Source organism: Georgenia faecalis (assembly GCF_003710105.1).
Classification (GTDB): domain Bacteria; phylum Actinomycetota; class Actinomycetes; order Actinomycetales; family Actinomycetaceae; genus Georgenia_A; species Georgenia_A faecalis.
Map to the genome: position 1 here is coordinate 3299004 of NZ_CP033325.1, position 22620 is coordinate 3321623.

General features: G+C 74.7%; 18 protein-coding genes. 8 read left to right on the top strand and 10 right to left on the bottom strand.

What is annotated here, in order from left to right:
- Positions 1-18: 18 nt before the first annotated feature.
- Positions 19-696, bottom strand: a complete 678-nt coding sequence (locus tag EBO36_RS14505) for a methionine ABC transporter permease (protein WP_122825238.1) — start codon at positions 694-696, stop codon at positions 19-21.
- The gene (locus EBO36_RS14510; RefSeq protein ID WP_122825239.1) at positions 696-1667 is read right to left on the bottom strand and encodes a methionine ABC transporter ATP-binding protein; all 972 of its coding nucleotides are present in this window, start codon (positions 1665-1667) and stop codon (positions 696-698) included. Before EBO36_RS14510 ends, EBO36_RS14505 begins: the two co-directional genes overlap by 1 nt.
- A 288-nt stretch (positions 1668-1955) precedes the next feature.
- Here EBO36_RS14510 and EBO36_RS14515 point away from each other — a divergent pair, with 288 nt between their 5' ends.
- The 6 genes from EBO36_RS14515 (at position 1956) to EBO36_RS14540 (ending at position 8750) form a co-directional block, all read left to right on the top strand.
- The gene (locus EBO36_RS14515; RefSeq protein WP_122825240.1) at positions 1956-2726 is read left to right on the top strand and encodes a CPBP family intramembrane glutamic endopeptidase; all 771 of its coding nucleotides are present in this window, start codon (positions 1956-1958) and stop codon (positions 2724-2726) included.
- Positions 2727-2809: 83 nt separating this feature from the next.
- Positions 2810-5443 carry a lysylphosphatidylglycerol synthase transmembrane domain-containing protein gene (locus EBO36_RS14520; RefSeq protein ID WP_122825241.1) on the top strand — a complete coding sequence of 878 codons (2634 nt, stop codon included), beginning with the start codon at positions 2810-2812 and terminating at the stop codon, positions 5441-5443.
- 127 nt (positions 5444-5570) lie between these two features.
- Complete coding sequence (locus EBO36_RS14525; protein ID WP_122825242.1) at positions 5571-7187, top strand: DUF2079 domain-containing protein; 1617 nt, start codon at positions 5571-5573, stop codon at positions 7185-7187.
- A 55-nt stretch (positions 7188-7242) separates the two neighbouring features.
- Positions 7243-7887 (top strand): copper resistance CopC family protein, encoded by a 645-nt coding sequence (locus EBO36_RS14530; RefSeq protein WP_164471492.1) that lies wholly within the window; start codon positions 7243-7245, stop codon positions 7885-7887.
- Between the two features lie 79 nt (positions 7888-7966).
- Positions 7967-8155, top strand: a complete 189-nt coding sequence (locus EBO36_RS14535) for a hypothetical protein (RefSeq protein ID WP_122825244.1) — start codon at positions 7967-7969, stop codon at positions 8153-8155.
- Between the two features lie 85 nt (positions 8156-8240).
- Positions 8241-8750, top strand: coding sequence for a hypothetical protein (locus tag EBO36_RS14540; protein WP_122825245.1), 510 nt, complete (start codon positions 8241-8243; stop codon positions 8748-8750).
- Positions 8751-8818: 68 nt separating this feature from the next.
- Here EBO36_RS14540 and EBO36_RS14545 read toward each other — a convergent pair whose 3' ends face one another.
- From EBO36_RS14545 to EBO36_RS14555, 3 genes are all read right to left on the bottom strand, one after another.
- Positions 8819-9790: a carbohydrate kinase family protein gene (locus EBO36_RS14545; RefSeq protein WP_122825246.1), complete on the bottom strand. Its 972-nt coding sequence runs from the start codon at positions 9788-9790 to the stop codon at positions 8819-8821.
- 113 nt (positions 9791-9903) lie between these two features.
- Entirely contained in the window at positions 9904-10659 is a 756-nt protein-coding gene (locus EBO36_RS14550) for a 2,3-bisphosphoglycerate-dependent phosphoglycerate mutase (protein WP_222928733.1), read from the bottom strand.
- Positions 10660-10695: 36 nt separating this feature from the next.
- A complete protein-coding gene (locus EBO36_RS14555) occupies positions 10696-11265 on the bottom strand; it encodes a protein-L-isoaspartate O-methyltransferase family protein (protein WP_280525422.1) in 570 nt (189 codons plus the stop codon).
- A 50-nt stretch (positions 11266-11315) separates the two neighbouring features.
- Here EBO36_RS14555 and EBO36_RS14560 point away from each other — a divergent pair, with 50 nt between their 5' ends.
- Positions 11316-11660, top strand: coding sequence for a DUF488 domain-containing protein (locus EBO36_RS14560; RefSeq protein ID WP_122825248.1), 345 nt, complete (start codon positions 11316-11318; stop codon positions 11658-11660).
- A gap of 47 nt (positions 11661-11707) precedes the next feature.
- On the opposite strand, the gene EBO36_RS14565 is transcribed toward EBO36_RS14560, so the two are convergent.
- The 5 genes from EBO36_RS14565 to EBO36_RS14585 all read right to left on the bottom strand — a co-directional run bounded on the left by EBO36_RS14565 (position 11708) and on the right by EBO36_RS14585 (position 18412).
- Positions 11708-11911, bottom strand: coding sequence for a cold-shock protein (locus EBO36_RS14565; protein ID WP_122825249.1), 204 nt, complete (start codon positions 11909-11911; stop codon positions 11708-11710).
- A gap of 199 nt (positions 11912-12110) precedes the next feature.
- Entirely contained in the window at positions 12111-12560 is a 450-nt protein-coding gene (locus EBO36_RS14570; RefSeq protein WP_164471493.1) for a lipocalin-like domain-containing protein, read from the bottom strand.
- Between the two features lie 122 nt (positions 12561-12682).
- Positions 12683-12871, bottom strand: a complete 189-nt coding sequence (locus EBO36_RS14575; RefSeq protein ID WP_241237071.1) for a hypothetical protein — start codon at positions 12869-12871, stop codon at positions 12683-12685.
- 122 nt (positions 12872-12993) lie between these two features.
- The gene (locus tag EBO36_RS14580) at positions 12994-17145 is read right to left on the bottom strand and encodes a S8 family serine peptidase (RefSeq protein WP_244925303.1); all 4152 of its coding nucleotides are present in this window, start codon (positions 17143-17145) and stop codon (positions 12994-12996) included.
- Between the two features lie 319 nt (positions 17146-17464).
- Positions 17465-18412 carry an EamA family transporter gene (locus EBO36_RS14585; RefSeq protein WP_122825252.1) on the bottom strand — a complete coding sequence of 316 codons (948 nt, stop codon included), beginning with the start codon at positions 18410-18412 and terminating at the stop codon, positions 17465-17467.
- A 292-nt stretch (positions 18413-18704) separates the two neighbouring features.
- Between EBO36_RS14585 and EBO36_RS14590 the strand changes: the two genes are divergently transcribed.
- Entirely contained in the window at positions 18705-22562 is a 3858-nt protein-coding gene (locus tag EBO36_RS14590) for a phosphodiester glycosidase family protein (RefSeq protein WP_122825253.1), read from the top strand.
- The last annotated feature ends 58 nt before the right edge of the window (positions 22563-22620 follow it).

Consider the following 22620-nt stretch of genomic DNA (forward strand, 5'->3'; position numbering starts at 1 on the left):
GGGGTTCCTTTCTGCGGCTCAGCGGTGGTCCACGGCGCGGACCAGGAGGTCGCCGAGCATCTGGACGAGCTGGACGAGGATGACGATGACGACGACGGTGACGACCATGACATCGGTCTGGAACCGGACGTAGCCGTGGTTGATGGCGAGCGCCCCGAGGCCGCCGGCCCCCACGGCCCCGGCCATCGCCGAGTACGAGACGAGGGTGATGACCGTGACGGTGAGCCCCGAGAGGAGCCCGGGCAGGGCCTCACGCACGAGGACGCCCCAGACGATCCCCAGGCGGGAGGCGCCGACCATCTGCGCCGCCTCGACCTTGCCCGGGTCCACCTCCCGCACCGCCGTCTCGACGAGGCGGGCGAAGAACGGGATGGCGGCGATCGACAGGGGGACGACGGCGGAGCGCCAGCCGAAGGTGGTCCCGGTGAGGGCGCGGGTGAGCGGGATGATCGCCACCATGAGGATGATGAACGGCAGGGAGCGCCCCACGTTCACCACGACGTTGAGGACGCCGTGCAGGGCGGGCGCGGGACGCAGCGCGCCGGGCGCCGTCGTCGCCAGCGCCAGGCCCAGCGGCAGGCCGCCGAGCACGGTGACCAGCGACGCCAGCGCCACCATGGCCAGGGTCTCGACCGTCGCCTCGGGGAGGTTCTCGGTGATGACCGGGTTGGTCGCCACCTCCTCGAGCCACGTCATCACGCCACCTCCGCGTGCAGGCCGGCGCCGTGGAGGGTGCCGAGGACCTCGGCCCGCCGGGCCGCGGGGACGGTGAGGCGCAGGCGGCCCACCCGGTCCCCGGCGAGCGTCTCGATGGTCCCGGCGGAGACGTCGACGTCGGCGCCCAGGCCGGCGACCGTGGCGAGCACCGACGCGGTGCCGTGCCCGGCGCCGAAGGACAGCTCGACGTCGACCGTCCCCGCCTCGGGGCCGGCCGGCGGCAGCGGGACGAGGGCCCGGGCGAGCCGGGACCGCGGGTCGGCGACGACGTCGGCCACCGCCCCGTGCTCGGCGATTCGGCCGTGCTCGAGGAGCGTGACGGAGTCGCACACCTCGCGGACCACCGACATCTCGTGGGTGATGATGAGGACGGTGAGACCGAGGCGGTCCCGCACGTCACGGATGAGCCCGAGGATCTGCCGCGTGGTGTCCGCGTCCAGCGCCGACGTGGGCTCGTCGCACAGGAGCACGGCCGGGTCGGCCGCGAGCGCCCGGGCGATGCCCACCCGCTGCTTCTGGCCGCCGGACAGCTGCGCCGGGTAGGCGTCGGCACGGTGCGTGAGCCCGACGAGCTCGAGGAGCTCGCGGACCCGCTCCGCCTGGCGCGCCCGGGGCACCTTCGCCACGCGCAGCGGGTAGGCGACGTTCTCCGCGGCCGTGCGGGCCTCGAGGAGGTTGACGTGCTGGAAGACCATCCCGATCCGCCGGCGCTGCGCGCGCAGGGCGCGCTCCCCGAGCGCGGCGAGGTCGGCGCCGTCGATGACGACGCTGCCGGACGTGGGGCGCTCGAGCGCCGTGAGGCACCGGATGAGGGTGGACTTCCCGGCGCCGGACTCCCCGACGATCCCGTGGATGCGGCCGCGTTCGACGTGCAGGTCGATGCCGTCGAGGGCCACGACCTCACCCCCGCGGGCGGGGTAGACCTTGCGCAGGCCGGACAGGGTGATCACAGGCTCGCCTCCATCGGTCCTGGCGGGAGCACCCGTCTGCGGTGCACGGAGGCACGCGGGTTGCTGCAGCGTCGACGAGCCAGGTCTCTCGGCTGCTCTGGATGGTCCGGAAATGGTAGGCCGCGGGCGACGGCCGTCCCGAGAAGTGTCTCAGCATGTGGGAAACGCCGGCTGTCGTCGTCCCGGTTCGCCCCCGGCGCCGCCGTTCGTCATGCTGGGCCGCAGCGACGGGCAGCCCGGCGCGCACGGGGCGCACGGGCGCGCACGACGAGCGGGGGGCGGTGGCGGATGGCAGCCGAGGGGGCGGCGCGGCGCCGGCTGAGCGCGGAGGTGTGGATCGTCCTCGGGCTGTCCGTGGGGCAGTCCGCGGTCTACGCGCTCGTCCAGATCTACGCCCGGCTCACCGCTGAGACGCCGCTGGGCGCGCAGTCCACGGCCCTCAACCCCTCCCGCTCGCCCCGCCCCTACCTGGACCTCACGTACCAGCTCCTCAACATCGGTTTCTCGCTGGTCCCCGTCCTCCTCGTGCTCTTCCTCCTGTCCGAGCCCGGCCGGCGGGCCACCGCCCGCATCGGGCTGGACCGGACCCGTCCCGTCCGCGACCTCGGCGCCGGCCTCGCCCTGGCGGCCCTCATCGGCCTGCCGGGCCTCGCGCTCTACGCCGCCGGGCGGGCCCTGGGGATCACCGTGGAGATCCAGGCCGCCGCCCTCGACAGCACGTGGTGGGCCGTCCCCGTCCTCATCCTCGCCGCGCTGCGCAACGGCCTGCTCGAGGAGGTCATCGCCGTCGGGTACCTCATCGAGCGGCTCGAGCAGCTCGGCTGGCGCCCCGCCGCCGTCGTCGCCGCCAGCGCCCTGCTGCGCGGCGCCTACCACCTCTACCAGGGCATCGGGCCGTTCTTCGGCAACGTCGCCATGGGAGTCGTCTTCGCGCTGTACTACCTGCGCCGACGCCGGACCATGCCGCTCGTCGTCGCCCACACGCTCATCGACGTCGTGGCGTTCGTCGGCTACACGCTGCTGCCCGAGGCGTGGCTGGAGGCGCTGCGGCTCACCTGAGCCCACGGGGTGCCCCCCGACGGGCCGCGCTCGACGGGTGGACCTCCCGGATCCGCGGCGCGGTGCGCCGTAGACTCCCCGCCATGACGGCGCCGGCGCAGGAGGAGGGCCGCCAGTCCCCCCGAGGCGCCCGCACGCCCCGCCGCGGGGTGCTCCTCGTCGACGTGCCGGAGACGCGCGTGCGCCGCCCCGGCGACCTCGTCGAGCTCATCCTCTCGGGCGTGGGGATCGGCATGGTGCTGCTCCTCGCCGTCTACGCCCACGGGACGGCGCTCGGGGTGACCGAGGACGTGCAGTCCGCGGCGGGCCTCGTGCTGCGCGAGCTGCTGCTCCTGCCGGTCACCGTGCTCGAGGGCCTGGTGACGTTCTTCCTCCCACCCGTGATCATCGTGCTGCAGCTGGTCAAGCGGCGCTGGCGGGTGGTCCTGGAGGCCGTCCTCGCGGCCGTCGTCGCGGCGCTCGTCGCCACGCTCGCCATCTGGCTCCTCAACACCTTCGACCCCCGGGCCCTCACCGTCGGCCTCACCATCACCGTCGGTGGCGACCGCGTCATCGCGCTCAACCCCTACTCGGCCGCCCTGGCCGCGTTCTTCACGGCGCTGGGCACCCGCTCCCAGCGCCCGTCCCTGCGGTGGTCGTGGAACCTCCTGTGGGTCGTCCTCGGCCTGGCCGTCATCCGCGGCCAGCTCACCCTCCCCGGCGCGGTCGTCACCGTGCTCCTGGGCCGGGCGGTCGGCCTGGGCGCCCGGTACGCCGTCGGCGTGCTCAGCGACCGGGCCAACGGCATCGGCCTCGTCCGGGGGTTGCGGCGGGCGGGGCTGGACCCGGTCCGCGTGGTGCGGCTGGACCCTGCCCGCCCCGGCGCGGAGCCCCGGGCGTGGACGGTGACGACGTCAGCCCCCATCGGCTACACCGAGCGGGCGGAGCCGCTCACGGAGGAAACGGTCGACGGCGCGCGGGAGGCGGTCCCGGGCCGGCCGCCGGACACCATCGACCTCGACCCGACGACCGACGCGGCCGCCGCCGTCGCCGCCGCGGCGCCCCGGTCGGGCGTGACGCTCGACCCCGTCGGCGCCCACCGGGTGTACTCCGCCTGGGACGTCGAGGGCACCCGGTGGTACGTCGCCGTGCTCGACGGCCACCGCCAGGTCGTCGGGTACCTCGCCTCGCTGTGGACTGCGCTGCGCATGCGCGGCCTCGACCATCGCCGCTCCGCGACCCTGCGCGACGCCGCCGACCGCGCCGCCCTGCTCACCTACGCCGTGTGCGACGCCGGCGTGCGCACGCCCCTGCTCGCCGGCATCGCCGTCGCCCAGGACTCCGTGCTCATGACCTCGCGGCACGTCCCCCGGGCCCGCCGGCTGCCCGAGCTCACGCCCGAGGAGATCGACGACGCCCTCCTCGACGAGCTGTGGTCCCAGCTGCGCCGCGCCCACAGCCGGGGGGTCGCTCACCGCGACCTCACCGCCAACGCGATCCTCGTCGACGACGACCGCCAGGTGTGGCTCCTCGACTGGGAGCACGGCGAGATCGCCTCCTCCGAGCTCTCCCGGCGCCTCGACCTCGCCCAGCTCCTCACCCTCCTCGCCGTGCAGATCGGCCCCGAACGGGCCCTCGCCAGCGCCGCCCGGAACCTCGAGACCGACGAGCTGGCGGCCATCGCGCCCCTGCTCCAGCCGGTGGTGCTGCCCGCCCAGACGCGCTCGTCGACCGTCAACCACCGCGAGCTGCTCAACGCCCTGCGCGCCGAGCTCGTCGACCTGGTCCCCACCGCCACCGTCGAGCCGGTGCGGCTCGAACGGTTCAGCGTGCGCACCGTGGTCATGGTGACCATCGCCGTCATCGCCATCTGGGTCCTGCTCGGCACGCTCAACTTCGAGCAGGTGGCCGAGGCCGCGCGCGACGCGAACCCGGTGTGGCTCGTCGTCGCCTTCGGGCTGGGCCTGAGCACCTACGTGGGGGCCGCCATGACGCTCCTCGCGTTCTCCCCGGAACGGCTCGGGGTGTGGCGCACGACCCTCGTGCAGGTCGCCGCGTCCGTCATCTCGCTGGTCGCCCCGGCGGGCGTGGGGCCGGCCGCGCTCAACATCCGCTTCCTCACCCGGCGCAAGGTCGAGACGCCCATCGCCGTCGCGACCGTGGCGCTCGTCCAGGTCACCCAGTTCGTCACCACCATCCTCCTGCTCGTCACCGTTGCCCTCGTCACGGGCAGCGCGGGGACGCTGTCGTTCCCCACGGACGGGGTGGGGATCGCGGCCGGCGCGGTCATCCTCCTCGCCGGCGTGACGATGCTCGTGGCGCCGCTGCGCACCTGGATCTGGAGGAAGATCGGGCCGACGCTGAGCCAGGTGTGGCCGCGCGTCCTGTGGGTGGTGGGCAACCCCCGCCGCCTGGCCATCGGCATCGCCGGCAACATCGTCATGACCGTGGGGTTCATCGCCGCGTTCGGTGCCTCGCTGGCGGCGTTCGGCTACACCTTGTCGCTGACCTCGCTCTCCATCACGTACCTCACCAGCAACGCCGTCGGCGCCGCCGTGCCGTCCCCCGGCGGCATCGGCCCCGTCGAGGCGGCCCTCACCGCGGGCCTGTCGGTGGCGGGCATCCCCGCCGGCGTCGCGTTCTCCGCCGCGCTCGTCTTCCGGGTGCTCACGTTCTGGATCCGCGTGCCCATCGGGTGGGTGGCGCTGCGGCACCTGCAGCGCCGCGGCGACCTCTAGCGTCCCGCCCGACGTCGGCCCAACGTCGGGACCCATCCCCCTGCCCGAGCCGCGGTGGGCTCGGTAAGGTGCGTGCGGCGGCGCACGGGAGGGGCACCCGGCCCGCGAACCCAGCGCGGGAGGTGCGATGAGCACGGCCAACGAGGCGACGCCGGCGGCGGTCCGCCGCGCAGCGCCCGCGCCAGGCGCCGGGCGCCGGTTCCCCGCCGCCCGCCAGCGGGCCGGCCGCCGGTTCCCCACCCCGCGCCATCCGGAGGCCTGGGTCCTCGCCGGGGTGACGGCAGCGGTGTACTGGCTCATCGCCGTCATCCAGTGGCGGCGGTTCGAGTCGCCGTCATGGGACCTGGGGATCTTCACCCAGCTCGCCAAGGCCTACGCCGACCTCGGCGCGCCGATCGTCCCCATCAAGGGCGAGGGCTTCAACCTCCTCGGCGACCACTTCCACCCCGTGCTCGTCCTCCTCGGCCCCGTCTACCGGCTGTTCCCCTCGGGCCTGACGCTCCTCGTGGTCCAGGCGCTCCTCATCGCCGTCTCCGTCGTCCCCCTCACCCGGGTCGCCGTCGACCGGCTCGGCCGCCGGGCGGGCGTCGCCGTCGGCGTCGCCTACGCCTTCTCGTTCGGCATCCAGGGGGCGGTCGGCGCCCAGTTCCACGAGATCGCGTTCGCGCTCCCCCTCCTCGCCCTCGCCCTCGAGGCGTTCCTGCGCGGCCGCTGGACGGTGTGCGCGCTCTGGGCGGCGCCCCTGGTGCTCGTCAAGGAGGACCTGGGGCTCACGGTCGCCGTGCTGGGGTTCGTCCTCGTCCTGCGCGGAGCTCGCCGCGAGGGCCTCGCCCTGGCGGTGTGGGGCGTGGTGTGGTTCCTCCTCGCGGTGCAGGTGATCCTCCCGGCGCTCAACCCGCGCGGCCAGTGGGACTACACGGACCGCCTCACGCTCGGCGACGTCGCCGGCGACCCGCTCGGGACGATCGCCGCGGTGTTCACCCCGGGTCAGAAGATCGTCACGGCCCTCATGCTCGTCGGTGTCGCCGGCGTGGTCGGGCTCCGCTCCCCGCTCATGCTCGTCATGGTGCCGACGCTCGCGTGGCGCTTCGTCGGCAACGTCCACTTCTACTGGGGCTGGACGTGGCACTACAACGCCGTCCTCATGCCCGTCGCCATCGCGGCCCTCCTCGACGCCCTCGGCCCCCGGGCCGCGGACGACGACGCGCCTGCCACCCCCACCTCGGGCGACGGCACGCCGGCACCCGGCCCACCGCGCGACCCGCCCGCCGACGGCTCGGTCCCCGCCGCACCGCACGACGACGGCGCCCGAGCCAGCGCCCAGGCCTCCCGCGGACCGGGGCGCGGGCGGGCGGCCGCGGCGATCGCCGTCTCCCTCCTCGTCAGCCTCCTCGCCACGCCCGACCTCGTCCTCGGGCGCCTGGTCGAGGCGGAGTCCTACCGTCCGGCCGAGCGGGCCGAGGCGGCGCAGGGCGCGCTCGACGCCGTCCCCGAGGACGTCACCGTCGCCAGCGACATCGCGCTCCTCGCCTACCTCGTGCCGACGACGACGACCTACTGGTCCGGCAACGGGGACAACCCGGCCACCGAGTACGTCGTCGTCGACCAGCTCAACTCCACGTGGGGCGGCAACGCTCCGCGCGATGCCGCCACCTACGCCGAGGGGAAGCACCCCGGCACCGACTACGAGCTCGTCTACGACGAAGGGGGGTACCAGGTCGCACGCCTGGTCAGCGGACCCTGACCGCGTCCCCACCCGCAGCCGCTGGGCCTTGAGGGGGAGCGCCTATGGTGGCCCCATGACCGCCCCGTCCCGTCCCACCGGTGTCGTCCGCAGCGCCTTCCACGGGCCGGTGCGGCTCGCCCTCGCGACGCTCGCGCTCGTCCTCCTCGCGCTGCCCACGCTCGTCCTGCCCGCTCAGGCTCACGACGCCCTCGTCGCCTCCGAGCCCGCCGACGGCGCCGTGCTGGACGCCTCCCCCGAGCGGGTACGCCTCACCTTCAGCGGTGACGTCCTCGACGTCGGCCCGGTCGTCGTCGTCACCGACGCCGCCGGTGACGTCGTGGCCGACGGGACCCCGGAGGTGGCCGGCCCCGACGTCACGCTGCCGCTCGCCTCGGCCCTGCCCGGCGGCGGGTACGACGTCGCCTGGCGGGTGGTCTCCAACGACGGGCACCCCATCGAGGGCGCCTTCGGGTTCACCGTCACCGGGGTGGCGGCCGAGCCGACCTCCCCGGCCGCAGCGCCCTCCCCGAGTCCCGCGGCCACGCTGGCGGGCTCCACGGACGACGTCGCCCCCACCCAGGACCCGACCAGCGAGACCCCGGGCACCGGGCTGCAGGGGCTGCCCCTGTGGGTCAGGCTCCTCCTCGCGGCGGCCGCGACCGGTGGCGTGGTCGCCCTCATCGTCCTCGTCCTCCGCCAGCTCCGGGAGAACCGCTGACCCCGGTCCGGTTGCACCGTCCCCGGACCCGGGGAAGGCTCAGGTGATCGAGCGACACCGACCTGAAGGAGCTGGCTTCATGAGCACTCACGACGAGGAGCGCGCGGCCGTGCCGGGCACCGAGGAGCGGGCCCCGGGCGACGTGCCCAACCCCGAGACCGGCGTCGGGCTGGGCAACGACGGCGAGGCGAACACCTTCGAGCCGGAGGACGACCCCGATGCGGTCAACCCGGACGACGTCGGCACGGACGACGACGCGACGGCCTAGGCCGCACGGCACCGCCGTGGACCGTGTCCGGCATCACCCCGCCCCCGCTGGGAGGTGCCGGACGCCCCGGCGTAGCGTCGACGGCATGCGACGCACCACACTTGTTTCCGTAGCACTGCTGGCCGGGCTCAGCCTCGCCGGCTGCAGCGACAGCACGACCACGCCCGAGGAGACCGCGACCACCGAGGCCACGGCGACCGCCGAGGCGTCCGCCGAGATCACCAGCTGCGAGGCCTACTACGAGGGCACCGGCACCCCCCTGGCCCAGCGCGCCGCGGCCGCCCGCCAGGCGCTCACCGCCGGCGAGGTGACGGACGACGTCGCCTACGGCGAGATCAACATGCTCGAGCAGCGGATCTCCGACCTCGCCGAGGAGGCCCCGGAGGCCCTCGCCGGCACCTTCGAGGAGATCAACGCCCCCTTCGCCGAGACGGTCGAGCTCTACAACGCCGCCGCCGCGCAGGACCCGCCCGAGGGCGAGGAGGCGCCGGCCTTCGCCGACTTCTCCGCGGTCGACGTCAGCGGTTCCGAGGCGGCCGAGGGCGAGCTCGAGACGGCGTGCACCGACGCCGGCTACGAGGTCCCCGCCTCCTGAGCCGTCCCACCCGACGCCCCGAGAACCCCGCCGGTCCTCGGGGCGTCGTGCGTCTGGGGGCCCTCCGCTCAGCCGACGGCGGCGCCCCGGTCAGGGTCCCCGGCGCCCGCCTCGGCCCCGGCCTGGGCCTCGGGGGCACCGTCGGTGGCGCCGTCCGCCACCGCGTCGACGACCTCGGTGCTGAGCCAGTCGGGGTCGCCGGGGTGGGAGATCACCCAGGCGGCGGCGACGACGGCGCGGCGCACCGCCGCCAGCGGCGCGAGCCGCTCCGCGTAGAGGTAGTGGGCCAGCGCGGCGAAGAACGTGTCACCGGCGCCGGAGGGGTAGCTCACCTCGCCGACGTCGTACGCGGCGACGCGCGCCGGCTCCGCCAGCTCCGGGGTGAGGACGAGGGCGCCGTCGTCGCCGAGCGTCATGACGAGCAGCCGGGCGGTGGACCGGTCCCGCAGGGAGAGCAGCACCTCCTCCTCCCGGCCGTGCACGCGGTCGTTGCACATGGAGACGACGTCGGCGGCGAGGAAGTCCTCGTCGTCGGGGTTCTCCACGCCGCGGACGTCCTGCAGGTCGACCATGACCGGGACCCCCGCGGCCTGTGCCATCCGGACGAGCGGGCGGCACAGGTCGATGTTGCCGAGGACGACGACGTCCGTCGTGAGCAGCGGCTCCTCGAGGTGGTCGGGGTCGAGGAGCGCCGACGGGGCGTCCCCGAGGTCGACGTTGATCTGGCGTCGGCCCATCGGGTCGACGAGGACGACGGCGCGGGGCGTGCGCGGCAGGGTGCGGGAGCACAGCGCGGTGGTCATGCCGAAGCGGAACGCGGCGGCGTCGATGGCCGCGGCGGCCGCGTCCTCACCCAGGGGTGCGGCGAGGCAGACCTCGTCCCCCAGCGCGGCGAGCGTGCGCGCGACGGAGAACCCGACGCCGCCCACGCCCGTGACGATCTCGTGCGGGACCGAACGCACCCGTGTGTACGGGACCGGGAAGCTCTCGACCGGCAGGATCATGTCCTGGCTGGCGATGCCAGCAACGATGGCCTTCATGGAACTGACCCCCTCGGGGTGTACGGCCACGCTGCCGCACACAATGGGTCAGCCTAGCCATGATCATAAGCGGGGCACACCGGTGCCGGTGAACTTTCGGCCAGACCTTCGGCTCAGGTCCCGCCCTGCTGGGCGATGGCGAGCGCCTCGGCGTGCGCGGCTCGAGGGTCGAGGTACCGGCCGCCCCGGACGAGGGGCCGCAGGTCGGGCCCGAGCTCGTAGGCCAGCGGCCGGGCGTTGGGCAGGTTGAGCCGACGGAGCTCCTCCCCGTCGAGGTCGTCGAGGAGCCCGCACAGCGCGCGCAGGGAGTTCCCGTGCGCGACGACGAGGACGTGGCGCCCGGCGCGCAGGTGCTCGCTCAGCGGGCCCCGCCACAGCGGTTCGAGGCGGACGACGACGTCGGCCAGGGACTCGGTGGCCGCGACCGCCTCGGGCGGGAGGCCGGCGAACGGGGGCAGGGTGCGCCACAGCGCGACCGTCTGCGGCGCCAGGGCGGGCGGGCGGCCCTCGAGCGACCGGCGCCAGTGGAGGAACTGCTCGACGCCGTACCGTTCGGCGACCTCCGTCTTGAGGTAGCCCGACAGGGCGCCGTAGCTGCGCTCGTCGAGCCGCCAGTCGCGCACCACGGGGACGTCCCCGCCGAGGGCCTCGGCGACGAGGTCGGCGGTGTGCCACGAGCGGACCAGCTCGGAGGCGAGGATGACGTCGGGCCGCCACCCCAGCGCCGCCAGCCGGGCACCGGCGTCGTGACTCGCCTGCTCGCCCACGGGGGTGAGGGCGACGTCGAGGACGCCCGTGAAGATGCCGAGGGCGTTGCCGACGCTCTCCCCGTGCCGGAGCAGCATGAGCGAACCGGGCGTCGTGGGCACCGTCCTAGCCTGCCAGCCCCGCGGGCCGCCCCTCGCTCAGCGCAGGGGGACGAACCGGTAGGCCCCCTCCGCCCGCGTGCGCACGCCGCCGTCGGGCGCCCGGTCGACGACGAGCATCCGCCCGGCCACCGGGAGGACCATGCGCCCGCCCGGCGCGAGCTGGCCGACGAGCGCGGGCGGCAGCTCCGTCGCCTCGGCCGAGACGAGGATGCGGTCGAACGGCGCGCCGTCGGGCAGCCCCAGGACACCGGGGAGGGCCTCGACGATGCGGGCGCCGGTCACGCCCGCCGCGGCGAGGTTCGCGGCTCCCCTGCGGGCGAGCTCGGGCTCGAGCTCGACGCCGACGACGGAGCCCCCGGGGACGAGCAGGGCCAGCAGCGCCGTCGTCCAGCCCGACCCGGACCCCACGTCGAGCACCCGGTGGCCGGGTCCCGGACCGAGGAGGACGAGCATGCGGGCGACCGTGCTCGGCTGGGAGCACGTGGCGCCGTGCCCGATCGCGAGAGGCACGTCGCGGTGGGCGCGGCCGCGTACCCGTCGCGGCAGGAACGCCCGACGGTCGACGGCGGCCATCGCCTCGGCGACCCGCCCCCCGACGTCGTCCACCCCGCCATGGTCCCGCGCCGTCACCGGGTCGCCAAGACCACAATGGCCGGATGCGGCTGCTCACGGTCGGGCACGGCTCCCTCGACCGCGTCGCCCTGGCATCGCTCCTGGCCGGGGCGGGCGTGGAGCGCGTCATCGACGTCCGGCGCTTCCCGGGGAGCCGGCGCAACGACGACGTGCGACGCGAGGCCCTCGAGCAGTGGCTCCCGGAGACGGGGATCGCCTACGCCTGGCAACCGGCACTCGGAGGCCGGCGCCACCTCAGGCCGGACGGGAGGATCACCGCGCACGTGCCGGCGGCCGGCGCGCGGCCGGACGGGGTCGGGCGCCTCGTCTGGGACGGCGCTGGTGGTGCGGACGACGCGCCAGGACGCACGAAGGCCCCGACACCGTGAGGTGTCGGGGCCTTCGAGAACGAACCTCAGGAGGTTCGAGACTCAGATCAGATGGGGCGAACGTTCTCCGCCTGGGGACCCTTGGGGCCCTGCGTGGTGTCGAACTCCACCTTCTGCGCCTCGTCCAGCGAGCGGTAGCCGCTCGAGGAGATGGCGGAGTAGTGGACGAAGACGTCGGCGCCGCCGTCGTCGGGGGCAATGAAGCCAAAGCCCTTGTCAGCGTTGAACCACTTCACGGTACCTGTGGACATGTGGTACTCCTTCCAGAGCATTCAAACAGCACCCGCCTTTCGGATGCCGCTTGTTACGGTGTTCGTCGTCTGCTCCAAGAAGGCAAAGCGTCCCGGCCGAAACCGGGGGCACACAAGACCGATGAAATCACTGCAACTGTTCCATCACCATAGCCCACCCGCCCCGGGAGCGCGCAAGCCCGAGGCGACGTGACCTGCGTCACAGCTGGCGCGGGGCCTCTCGCTCGAGGACCAGCGTCGTCCCGGGGTCCTCCGGGCCGGAGCGCAGCGTGAGGGTGCCCGCCTCGAGCTGGGCCTCCCACTCCTGGCTGCCGCCGATGGCCTCCTCGTCGACGGACACGACGACCTCATGGATGAGGCGGCCGGTCTCGGCGCTGACGGCGAACGGCCCGGCGTAGGCCAGGTAACGGACAGCCCCGCGCTCGTCCGGGTCGGTGGCGCCCGCGGCGGCCAGCTGGACCGAGACGTACCCGTCGGGCGTGTAGAGGATCGAGCCGGAGGCCCCCTCACCGAGCGGGTGGCTCACCGCTCCGTCCATGCCCGTGCGGGTGTAGGCGACCAGGCGCCACGCGCCCACGAGCTGCTCCCCCAGACCCAGGGGGATCCGTTGGGACCGGTCCCGGACCGGCCGTTCACTACCTGCGGACACGTGGGTTCCTTCCTTCGGCACGCACGACGGCACGGTGGTGCCCCGTGCCGAGTATCGCCTCCCGGTCGCCCCGGTGCAGGCGGACGGCAGGACGCCGGCGGCAGGAAGTGGCCCGTCGGTCGCTAGGGCTTCGCGCGCAGGTCGTCGGGCTCGTCGGAGCCGTCGGCCTCGCGCGCGTCGGCGACCGTGTCGGGGTCCTCCCCGCCCATGCCGAAGCCGGGCGACGGCTCGGGGGCGCCCGCGCCGGCGTCGGCGGCCGGGATCCCCTCGTCGGGGCGGATGTTGGGCTGGAACGGCTGTGCCATGGACATGCGGGCTGTCTACCAGCGGACGCGGACCGCCGCACCCCGGGCGCGGCTCGACCACGGCAGCTCTGGCCCAGGCGCGCAGCGGCCCGGCCCGGCGACTGCCGGGACCGGGCCGCTGGGTGGGGTCAGCGCCCCACGGTGATGATCCCCATGTCGAGGCCGGGGTGGTACCCCGCGTCACCGCTGTAGAGGACGGTGATGACCGTCGTCGAGCGGATCGCCGGGATGGTGAGCACCGCAGTGCCGTTCTCGTCGAGCGTGACGGGGCCGATGCGACGGAAGTTGGCGTACGCCGTCACCGTTCCCGTCGGGACGGGCGCTCCGTCGCTCCCGGACACCGTGACCGTGACCTCGGCGTCCGACCCGCGCGGTACCCGCCAGTCGGCGTCCAGGCTGACGTCCGGCCACGCCTTGGCGATGACCAGCCGGGCCGGGGCGCTCGTCGAGCCGGCGACGTCGGCGCTGCCGGCGTAGACCGCGACGAGGTCGTGCCGCCCCACCGGGAGGTTCTGCGGCAGCGCGATGGTCGCCGTGCCCACGAGCCCGTCGACGACGAGCGTCCCGGTGGCGACGACCTGCCCGCCGACCCGGATCTCCACGGACCCGCTCGGGGCCGCCGAGGCGCCGGTGACCACCACGGTGGCGGTGACCGGCTCCCCGAACGCCACCCGGTCGTCGGACAGGGTGAGCGTCGTGGTCGAGGCGGACTGCCCGACCACCACCGTCACCGGGGCGGAGGTCGAGGGCCCGAACGCGGCCGTGGCGGGGGTGAACCGTGCCGTCAGCGTGTGGCTGCCGGCGCTGAGCGTCGCGGTGATGCTCGCCGTGCCGCCGGTCACCGGGGCCGAGCCCAGCTCCGTCGCGCCGTCGAAGAACGTCACCGTGCCGGTCGCCTCCGGCGGTGCGACCGTCGCGGTGAGCGTGAGCTCCTCCCCGGCGGTGCGGTCACCCGAGACCGCGAGGGTCGTCGTGGTCGCGACGACCTGCGGCTCCTCCACGACGACGTCGACGACCTGGGCGCGGGAGCCCGGGGTGGCGTTGTGCGTGTGCAGGACGAGCAGCGGCGGGGGGTCCTCGCCCAGGTCGGCCGCGCGGTGCACCTCGAGCTCCGTGCCGTCGTCGGCGACGAAGAGCAGCGAGTTCGGTGCCCCGCCGTCGAACCAGTAGTCCGGCGCGTACGGGTCGGCCGTGAACTCCTCCGTGGTGTCGATGATGTCCGTGCCGCTCGGGGCGTAGCCCGAGAACGTCCACACCTGGAACGTCGGCACCGTCTCGGGGTCGAAGAGGTCCACGCTGATCGGGGCGACGAGGACGTTGTTGTCGAACACCGTGGTGTCGACGTTGCCGAACTGGGTGTTGATCGGCAGGACCTCGACGGTCTCCTCGGTGGCGAGGTCGGTCGTCACGGCGACCGTGACGTCGTCGTCGGCCGAGAGCTTCTGGATCGTCGTCTGCAGGTCGACGTCCCCGTCGCTGTCCACGTCGGTGTCGATGACCGGGATGACGTTCGTGCCCAGGGTGGGCCACTCCCCCTGCATCGCGATGCCGATGCCGACGACGCCGAGGAGGGGGTCGCTGCCCGCGTCGGCGAGCTGGGGGGCGGTCGACGCGAAGCCGACGTAGCGCACGTCACCCGCGGCGACCGACGACGGCGACGTGGCGACGTCGGACTCCTCGAGCTGCGGGCTCTCCGCGACGAGTGCCATCGGCGCGGCGAACGAGACCCACCCGAGGGAGTCGTCGGTGTGCCCGGAGTCGACGCCGCGGCCGGTGAGCACGAGCGGCGCCGTGAGGTCCGCAGGGCCGTCGAACGTCACCGGCTCCTCCGCCTCGAGGTCGCTCACCAGGCGCGGGGCGGCGTGCACCGGCACGCGGAGCTCGCCCCCCTCGTCCCCCTGCGGCGTGAGGACCAGCCGCCCGGAGAGCGTGGCGAGGAAGTCCCGGGGCACCCCGACCCCCGAGTTCACGCCCTGCGTCGGGTCCATCTCCCGCACGAGCGTGGCCGGGTCGGCCGTGAGGGTGAGGGTGACCGTCTGGGTCCGTCCGGGCTGGACGGTGATGGAGGCCGGCGTCACGGCGATGGTGGCCCCACCGGTCGCCGTGGACCGCGTGAAGGCGGTGTCGAACGACGCCGGCGCCGCGGACTTGTTCTCCACGGTGATGGTGCGGCGTTCGACGACGACCTCGTCGGCGACGTTGACGATGCCGAAGGTCGCCGTGACCGACGCCGGGTTCTCGGTGTCGTAGGCGATGACCTCGGTGCTCACGGCATCGAGGGCGTCGACCCGCCCGGCACCCACGCGCTCGGGGCCGAACGCGGGGCCCTGGGGGCCCTGGTCCCGGTAGACGTCGTGCGTGGCCGTGTTGATCACGGCCGCCTTGACCTCCTGGGCGTCCCAGGTGGGCCGCACCGCCTGGACGTTCGCGGCGATGCCGGCGACGTGCGGGGCGGCCATGGACGTGCCCGAGAGGGTGTTGGCCGCGGTGCCCGCGCCGGACGCGGCGGACGAGATGGACGTGCCCGGTGCCGCGACGTCGGGCTTGACGATGCCGAGCGAGCCGTGGGCGCCGCGCGAGGAGCCGCTGTTGAGCGTGTCCGCGAGGGTGTCGTCCTCGACGAAGGCCGCCCCGGCGAGCGACGGGCTGAGCCGGACGGTGAGCGTGCCGGCCTGGATCTCCGGCAGGAGCAGGTCGGTGACGTCGTCGGTGAGCTGGGCGCCGGGGACGGCGGGGTTGCCGGAGATCCCGGCGGAGAAGAACGGGAGCTCGGACCCGATGAGCACGCCGACGGCCCCGGCGGCCTGCGCGTTGTTCCACCGGGCGACGCTGCCGCACGCGCGGGTGGCGTCGTTGTCGTCCCAGTACAGCCAGACGATGTTGCCGGCGATCTGCTCGGCGTACGGCGCGAGCGACGTGCACCCGCTGACGTCGGCGCCGAGGTAGACGACCGGGGCGGTGACGTCCGCGTCGCTGGCGTAGGCGACGGTCATCTGGGCGGCGTGCAGGCCCTCGAGTGCGTCGTTGGCGGCGTCGACGACCTCGATGGCGTCGTACGTCATGGTGTCGCCCACGGAGTTCGCCACCGCGAGCGCGCTGCCGGCGTTGCCCGGCGAGCCGCCGACGTCGACGATGTCGCCGGAGTTGCCGGCCGACATCACCGGGATGGTGCCCAGGCGCGCAAGCTGGTCGATGAAGAGGTTCTCCGGGTCGTCGACGGGGGCCTCGGCGGCGCCGAGGGAGAGGTTGACGACGTCGAGGCGGTCGTTGAAGTCGAAGTCGTTGTTCGGGTCGGCCGCCCACTCGAGGGCGTTGATGGTGACGTTGGTGCTGCCGCCGTCGTCGCCGAACACCTTGAGGGCGTAGATGCCGGCCTCCGGGGCCGAGCCCGGGCCGATCTGCCAGTCGCGGATGTCCTCCAGCGCGGCGTAGTCCCCGCGGAAGGTCTCCCCGTCGGGTGTGACGCCGTAACCCGCGGCGGTGCCGGCGACGTGGGTGCCGTGCCCGCTGCCCCCGCCGGTGTACGGCCCGTCGATGGGGTTGGGGTCCGGGTGGGGGACGCCCAGCGCCGGGTCGTCGGCGCCGGCGTCGTAGTCGGTGCCGGCGAAGTCGTAGCCGCCGAGGAACTTCTCGGGGTCGAAGAGCCCCGCGGGGATCGGGCCCGTTCCGTCCTCGCCGTAGGCGGCGGCGTAGGCCTCCTCGGTGCCGGGGCCGCCGAAGTCGGCGTGGGTGTAGTCGACGCCGGTGTCGATGATGCCCATGCGGATGCCCGCGCCGGTCCCGCCGGCCTGCTCCCAGGCCTCGATGGCGCGGGTGAAGACGTCCGTGCCCTTGTTGTCCGGGGTCTTGGGGGTGACGAGGTAGACCTGGACGACGTCCTCGGACGCCGCCAGCGCGCGGACCTGCGCGGCCTCGCCGGTGACGATCGTGCCGGCGAGGAGCTTGGTGGTGACGGAGAGCTGGACCGGCGCGGCTGTGCGGGCCCGTGCGCTCGCCTGCGGCACCACGTCGTCGGCGAGGGCCTCGATGTCCGCCGCCGCGGCCGTCACGGCGGCATCGCTGCCGCCGGACTCGGCCACGTCGAGCGCGGAGGGCGCGTCCAGCTGGACGAAGGCGGTGACGCGGCCCTGGGCGTCGCGCAGCGCCGGGACCACCTTGTCGGTGGCGTCGATGCCCGCCTGCGCGGGCAGTCCGGACGGGTCGTCGTCCGGGACGGCGGCTGCGGCCGGCCCGAGGGCGGCCGCCGCGGCGAGAGTGAGGGTGGTCAGTGCTGCTGTCAACGGTCGGCGCATCGATGGCTCATTTCGGCGAGATGGATGCTGGGCGTCGGACGGACCCGTCGGGACCGCCGTTGGTCCCTCCTGAAACGGTAGCCCGCACCCAGGTCGCACGTCTCTAGACCTTCGGAGGTGGCGCCGCGCGCCACCCTGGGGTAGCGGTGGGCGTCGAGTTCGCTGCTTCTCGCCGAGTTCGCTGTTTCATGCCGAGTTCGCTGTTTGATGCCGAGTTCGCTAGTCAGAACTATCGAACTCGGCATGGGTTGGCGAACTCGGCACCGCCGCGGTGCCCGAGTTCGCTACTTCCTGCCGGGCGAGCGGCTCACGGCGGCGCGGCGTCCGCGCCGCGCGGCCCGGCGGCGCGCACCGCGCCGGCGCTGGCGAGCGCCACGAGGGCGATCGCGGCCAGCTGGACCGGGCCGAGCGCCTGGTCGAGCACGAGGAAGCCCGCGAGCGCCGCGATGGCGGGCGCCAGGCTCATCATCACGGCGAAGGTCGCCGCCGGCAGCCGCCGCAGAGCGGCCATCTCCAGGCTGTAGGGCAACGCCGAGGACAGGACGGCGACCGTGGCGCCCGCAGCCAGCGTCCCGGGCGCGAGGAGGGCGCCGCCCGCGTGGGCGAGCCCGAACGGCAGGCTCAGCGCCGCGGCGACGGCCATGGCTAGCGCCAGCCCGTCGGCGCGGGCGAAGCGACGGCCGACCCGTGAGCTGAGCACGATGTAGGCGGCCCACAGGGCCGCCGCGACGAGCGCGAAGAGCACCCCGAGCGGGTCGAGGCCCCGGACGTCACCGCCCCCGAGGAGGACGACGCCGGTCAGCGCGAGCCCCGCCCACACGAGGCTCGTCCACCGGCGGGCGGCGACGACGGACAGGGCCAACGGGCCGAGGAGCTCGAGCGTGACGGCGGCGCCCAGCGGGATGCGGTCGATGGCTGCGTAGAACGCCGTGTTCATCCCGCCGAGCGCGAGGCCGAAGGCGGCCACGAGCCGCCAGTCGGCGGCGCTCCGCCCGGAGAGCCGGGGGCGGAAGAGGACGAGCAGGATCGCGGCGGACAGGGCGAGGCGCAGCGTGACGACGCCGAGCGGACCCACGCGCGGGAACAGCAGGGCCGCGACGGCGGCCCCGAACTGGGTGGAGCCGGCGGCCGCGAGGACCAGGAGCACCGCGCCGGCGCGGCCTGCCGGGAAAGGCTGCACGGTTCCTCCGCGGTCGTGACGTCGCCCCACCGTAGCGACCGCTCCCCCGCGGGGGCCGGCGTGCCCACGCCGCATCCCGACGCCGGGCCGTGCCGGACGCGCTCGCCGCACCCCGGGGCCCGACCGGCAGCCAGCCAGCCAGCCAGCCAGCCATGGAACTGGATTTCATCGACAAAGGTCGGTCCGGAAGTGTTTGACGCCGATCCTCACCGTTGGGAGAGTGCGAGGCGAGCGGCGACGCCGATGGGGGCAGACGCGTTCACCTCGGGTTCATCGCGTGGTCGCGCACGCGACCTGCACACGGAACCGCACCGTCACCCGTCCGCCCTAGCGTCGCGGCTACCCGCACCCACGAAGGAGCTCATCCGTGCACAACCCCCGCAGCGCCGCCGGTTGGAACCGGCGGGCGGCGGTCGCCACCGCCGGCGCCGCCCTCCTGCTCGCCCCCATGGCCACCGCCTCGGCCACGCTGGCCACCCCCGCCGCGAGCACCGTCGTCGCGCCGCACGGGATGGACCTCGTCGCCGACGGCGTCTTCGCCACCGCCGAGACCGACCGCGTCGCGCCCGGCCTGGACGTCACACGGTTCTCCCGTCAGGAAGAGGCGGGGTGGACGGCGGGCGCCGTCATGGTCGCCGACCTGTCCGTGCCCACGCTGTCGGTCGACGTCGTCAACTCCGGCGCCGTCACCGAGCCGGCCACCGTCTCCGAGCACCTGGCGAACAACGGGGCGGTCGCTGCGATCAACGGGGACTTCTTCGACATCAACTACTCCGACGCCGCCAACGGCACCGCCGTCTCGCGCGACGGCGTCCTCAACGGGACGTCGACGCCCAGGGCCGGCCTGACGATCACCGAGGGGCTCGCCGCGGTCCAGGGCGTCGCCGCCGTCGCGACGGTCACCGTCGACGGCACGGACCACCGCGCCGGGGGCGTCAACACCCCGCACCTGCCCGCCGGGTCCGTGGGGGTCTACACCCCGGCGTGGGGCGGGCACACCCTCGACCGTCCCGTGGGCGGGCCGGAGTCCGTCTCCCCGAACGTCCGCCGTGCGACGGTGGTCGACGGCGTCGTCACCGCCATCGGGCTCGGTGGTGGAGCGCCGAGCATCCCGGAGGACGGGTTCGTCCTCCTCGGCCGCGAGGCCGGCGCGGACCTCGTCGCCTCGCTGAGCCTCGGTGACGAGGTGGGCCTCGACATCACCACCGACGTGGGTGCCGACGTCGCCCTCACCGGTGGCGAGGTGCTCATCGCCGACGGCGTCGTCGTCGCGGCCGACGCGGCCGTCCACCCCCGCACCGCCGTGGGGGTGAGCGAGGACGGCACCCAGCTGTTCGCCCTGGCCCTCGACGGGCGGGCGCACTTCGGGCGCGGCATGTCGACCATCGAGCTCGCCGAGCTGCTCGCGGACCTCGGCGCCCACGACGCCGTCAACCTCGACGGCGGAGGCTCGACCACCATGGTGGCGCGCCTGGCCGGTGACGCGGAGACGACGGTGCTCAACCGCCCCTCCGACGGGGTCGAGCGCCCGGTGCCCAACTCGCTCGCGTTCTTCTCCAGCGCCCCCGCGGGCACCGCGACCGACGTCGCCGTCGAGCCCGTGAGCGACCTGGACGGCGCCGACACCGTCCTGCCGGGCCTGCACCGCACCCTGGCGGGCACCGGGCTCGACGCGAACCTCGCGCCGGTCGCCGTGGACGGCACCTTCACCGTGGGCTCCGACGCCGTCACCCTCACCACCGACGGCGCCACCGCCGTCGTGCAGGGCGAGGAGCGCGGCCGGGCCACGCTCACCTACGCGGCCGGCGGCCTCACCGCCGCTACCGGGATCGAGGTCCTCGGCGCGCTCGACCACGTGCGGGCGGACCGCAACGTCATCGCCCTCGAGGCGACCGACGACGCGGCCACCATCCACCTCACCGGTTACGACGCCGACGGCCACGGATCACCGATCGAGGTCCAGGACGTCACCGTCACCGCCCCGGAGGGCTTCACCATCACCCCCGACGGCGTCGACGCCTTCACCGTCGAGTCCTCGCTCGAGCAGGGCGGCGGGACCGCCTCGCTCGTCGTCGGCGACGCGGTCGTCGACCTGGCGCTCACCGTCGGCTTCGAGGAGGTGGAGGTCCTCGACCTCGCCGACGCCGCCGACTGGACCTACGACGTCGCGCGCGCCACCGGCGAGACCGCTCCCGCCGAGGGCCCCGAGGCCGGCACGAACGGCCTGCGCCTCACGTACGACTTCACCACCTCCACGAGCACCCGCGGCTTCTACGCCATCGCCCCGGAGCCGGTCGTGCTCCCCGGCCAGCCCCGCTCCCTCACCCTGTGGGTCAAGGGCTCGGGCAACGGCGAGTGGCCCCGGCTGCAGGTGCGCACCGGGGAGGGCGTGGTGACCAACCTCGACGGTGCGCTCGTCGAGTGGGAGGGCTGGCAGCAGGTCTCCTTCCCCGTCCCCGCCGGCATGGCCTACCCGCTGACGTTCGAGCGGGTCCGCATGATGGAGACCCGCCCCGACGCCCAGTACGCCGGCGACGTCACCGTCGGCCCGCTGTCGGTCGTCCTCGCCGCGGACGTCGACGCGCCGCAGGTGACGCCGGTGCACGACCCGGTGATCGTCACCGACGGCACCGTCACGGACCGCCCGCTCCAGGTCGCCGTGATGTCCGACGCCCAGTTCGTCGCGGCCAACCCGACGAGCCCCCTCGTCGAGGCGGCCCGGCGGACGCTGCGGGAGATCGTCGCCGCCGAGCCCGACGTGCTCGTCATCAACGGCGACCTCGTCGACGAGGCGTCCCCCGCGGACTTCGACCTGGCCCGGACCGTCCTCACCGAGGAGGTGGGCGACGCGGTGCCGTGGGTCTACGTCCCCGGCAACCACGAGATCATGGGCGGCCCGATCTCCAACTTCATCGAGGAGTTCGGCGCGCCCAGCACCGCCCGCACCCTCGACGGGACGCGCCTCATCACGCTCAACACCGCCGGGGGCACCTACCTGTCCGGGGGCATCGATCAGCTGCGGATGCTCGAGGAGCAGCTCGCCGACGCGGCCGCGGACCCCGCCGTCAGCGGTGTCCTCGTCTTCTCCCACCACCCCACCCAGGACCCGCTGCCCAACAAGGCCAGCCAGCTGGGCGACCGCGAGGAGGCGGCGGCGATCGAGCGCACGCTGGCGGACTTCCGCTCCGGCAGCGGCAAGTCGGCCGCCATGGTCAACGGGCACGTCGGCGTCTTCCACGGACGCAGCAGCGAGGGCGTGAGCTACCTCGTCAACGGCAACTCCGGCAAGGGTCCCAGCGGCACCCCCGCCACCGGTGGGTTCACCGGGTGGACGATGCTCGGCGTGGACCCGGCCGCGGGTGTGGTCGGGGACGTCCCCGCCGTGCCGGACGCACGCCTGGCCTGGATGCGGGCCGAGGTGATGGCCCGCGTCGACGCGCTGCACCTGGCCGGCCCGGACACCCTGGAGGTGGGCGAGAGCGCGACCGCGTTGGCCACCCTCGTCCAGGACGAGGGGCGCGAGGTGCCCGTCGCGTGGCCCGTCTCCGCCCAGTGGGGCGGCGACGACGTCCGGATCGACGACGGCTCCGTGCCGGCCGGTGACGAGGACGACGCCCTCGAGGAGGCCGGCGGGGTGCTCCGGTACAACCCCCGCACCGGGGCGCTCACCGCGCTCAGCGGCGGCGTCGCGACGCTCACCGTCACGGTCAACGGCGTGACGGCGGAGCTCGACGTCACGGTCCCCGAGCCGGAGGTGCCGACCGAGGACCCCACCGACGTGCCGACGGAGGACCCGACGGATCTCCCGACCGAGGAGCCGACCGATCTCCCGACCGAGGAGCCGACCGATCTCCCGACCGAGGAGCCGACCGATCTCCCGACCGAGGAGCCGACCGATCTCCCGACCGAGGAGCCGACCGGTGAGCCCACGCCGGACCCCACCGACGGGCCCAGCGACGGGCCCAGCGACGGGCCCAGCGACGGGGCGCCGGGCGGGGAGCCCACCACGACGCCCACGCGGGCGCCGGGCGAGGGTGGGCCCTCGGCCGGGCGGCCGGGCGGCGGCGCCGACGGCGGGGCCGATGGCGGATCCGGCTCGGGTGGTGCGCTGCCGAGCACGGGCGCCGACGGGGCCTCCGTGGCCGTCGCCACCGCCCTCGCCCTCGCGGCGGCCGGCGTCCTCGCCTCCCTCGGGGCGCGACGACGGGCCGCGCGGGCGCACTAGAACCATCTGAATCCCCGGGGGGGACCCGAGGGGGTGCGCGCGACTGGAGGGCGTGCGC

Bases quoted from the DNA above. Each gene is read 5' to 3' on its own strand.
- EBO36_RS14505 (WP_122825238.1), bottom strand. From the start codon at position 696: ATGACGTGGCTCGAGGAGGTGGCGACCAACCCGGTCATCACCGAGAAC.
- EBO36_RS14515 (WP_122825240.1), top strand. From the start codon at position 1,956: ATGGCAGCCGAGGGGGCGGCGCGGCGCCGGCTGAGCGCGGAGGTGTGG.
- EBO36_RS14520 (WP_122825241.1), top strand. From the start codon at position 2,810: ATGACGGCGCCGGCGCAGGAGGAGGGCCGCCAGTCCCCCCGAGGCGCC.
- EBO36_RS14525 (WP_122825242.1), top strand. From the start codon at position 5,571: ATGAGCACGGCCAACGAGGCGACGCCGGCGGCGGTCCGCCGCGCAGCG.
- EBO36_RS14530 (WP_164471492.1), top strand. From the start codon at position 7,243: ATGACCGCCCCGTCCCGTCCCACCGGTGTCGTCCGCAGCGCCTTCCAC.
- EBO36_RS14535 (WP_122825244.1), top strand. From the start codon at position 7,967: ATGAGCACTCACGACGAGGAGCGCGCGGCCGTGCCGGGCACCGAGGAG.
- EBO36_RS14540 (WP_122825245.1), top strand. From the start codon at position 8,241: ATGCGACGCACCACACTTGTTTCCGTAGCACTGCTGGCCGGGCTCAGC.
- EBO36_RS14545 (WP_122825246.1), bottom strand. From the start codon at position 9,790: ATGAAGGCCATCGTTGCTGGCATCGCCAGCCAGGACATGATCCTGCCG.
- EBO36_RS14560 (WP_122825248.1), top strand. From the start codon at position 11,316: ATGCGGCTGCTCACGGTCGGGCACGGCTCCCTCGACCGCGTCGCCCTG.
- EBO36_RS14565 (WP_122825249.1), bottom strand. From the start codon at position 11,911: ATGTCCACAGGTACCGTGAAGTGGTTCAACGCTGACAAGGGCTTTGGC.
- EBO36_RS14575 (WP_241237071.1), bottom strand. From the start codon at position 12,871: ATGTCCATGGCACAGCCGTTCCAGCCCAACATCCGCCCCGACGAGGGG.
- EBO36_RS14585 (WP_122825252.1), bottom strand. From the start codon at position 18,412: ATGCGGCGTGGGCACGCCGGCCCCCGCGGGGGAGCGGTCGCTACGGTG.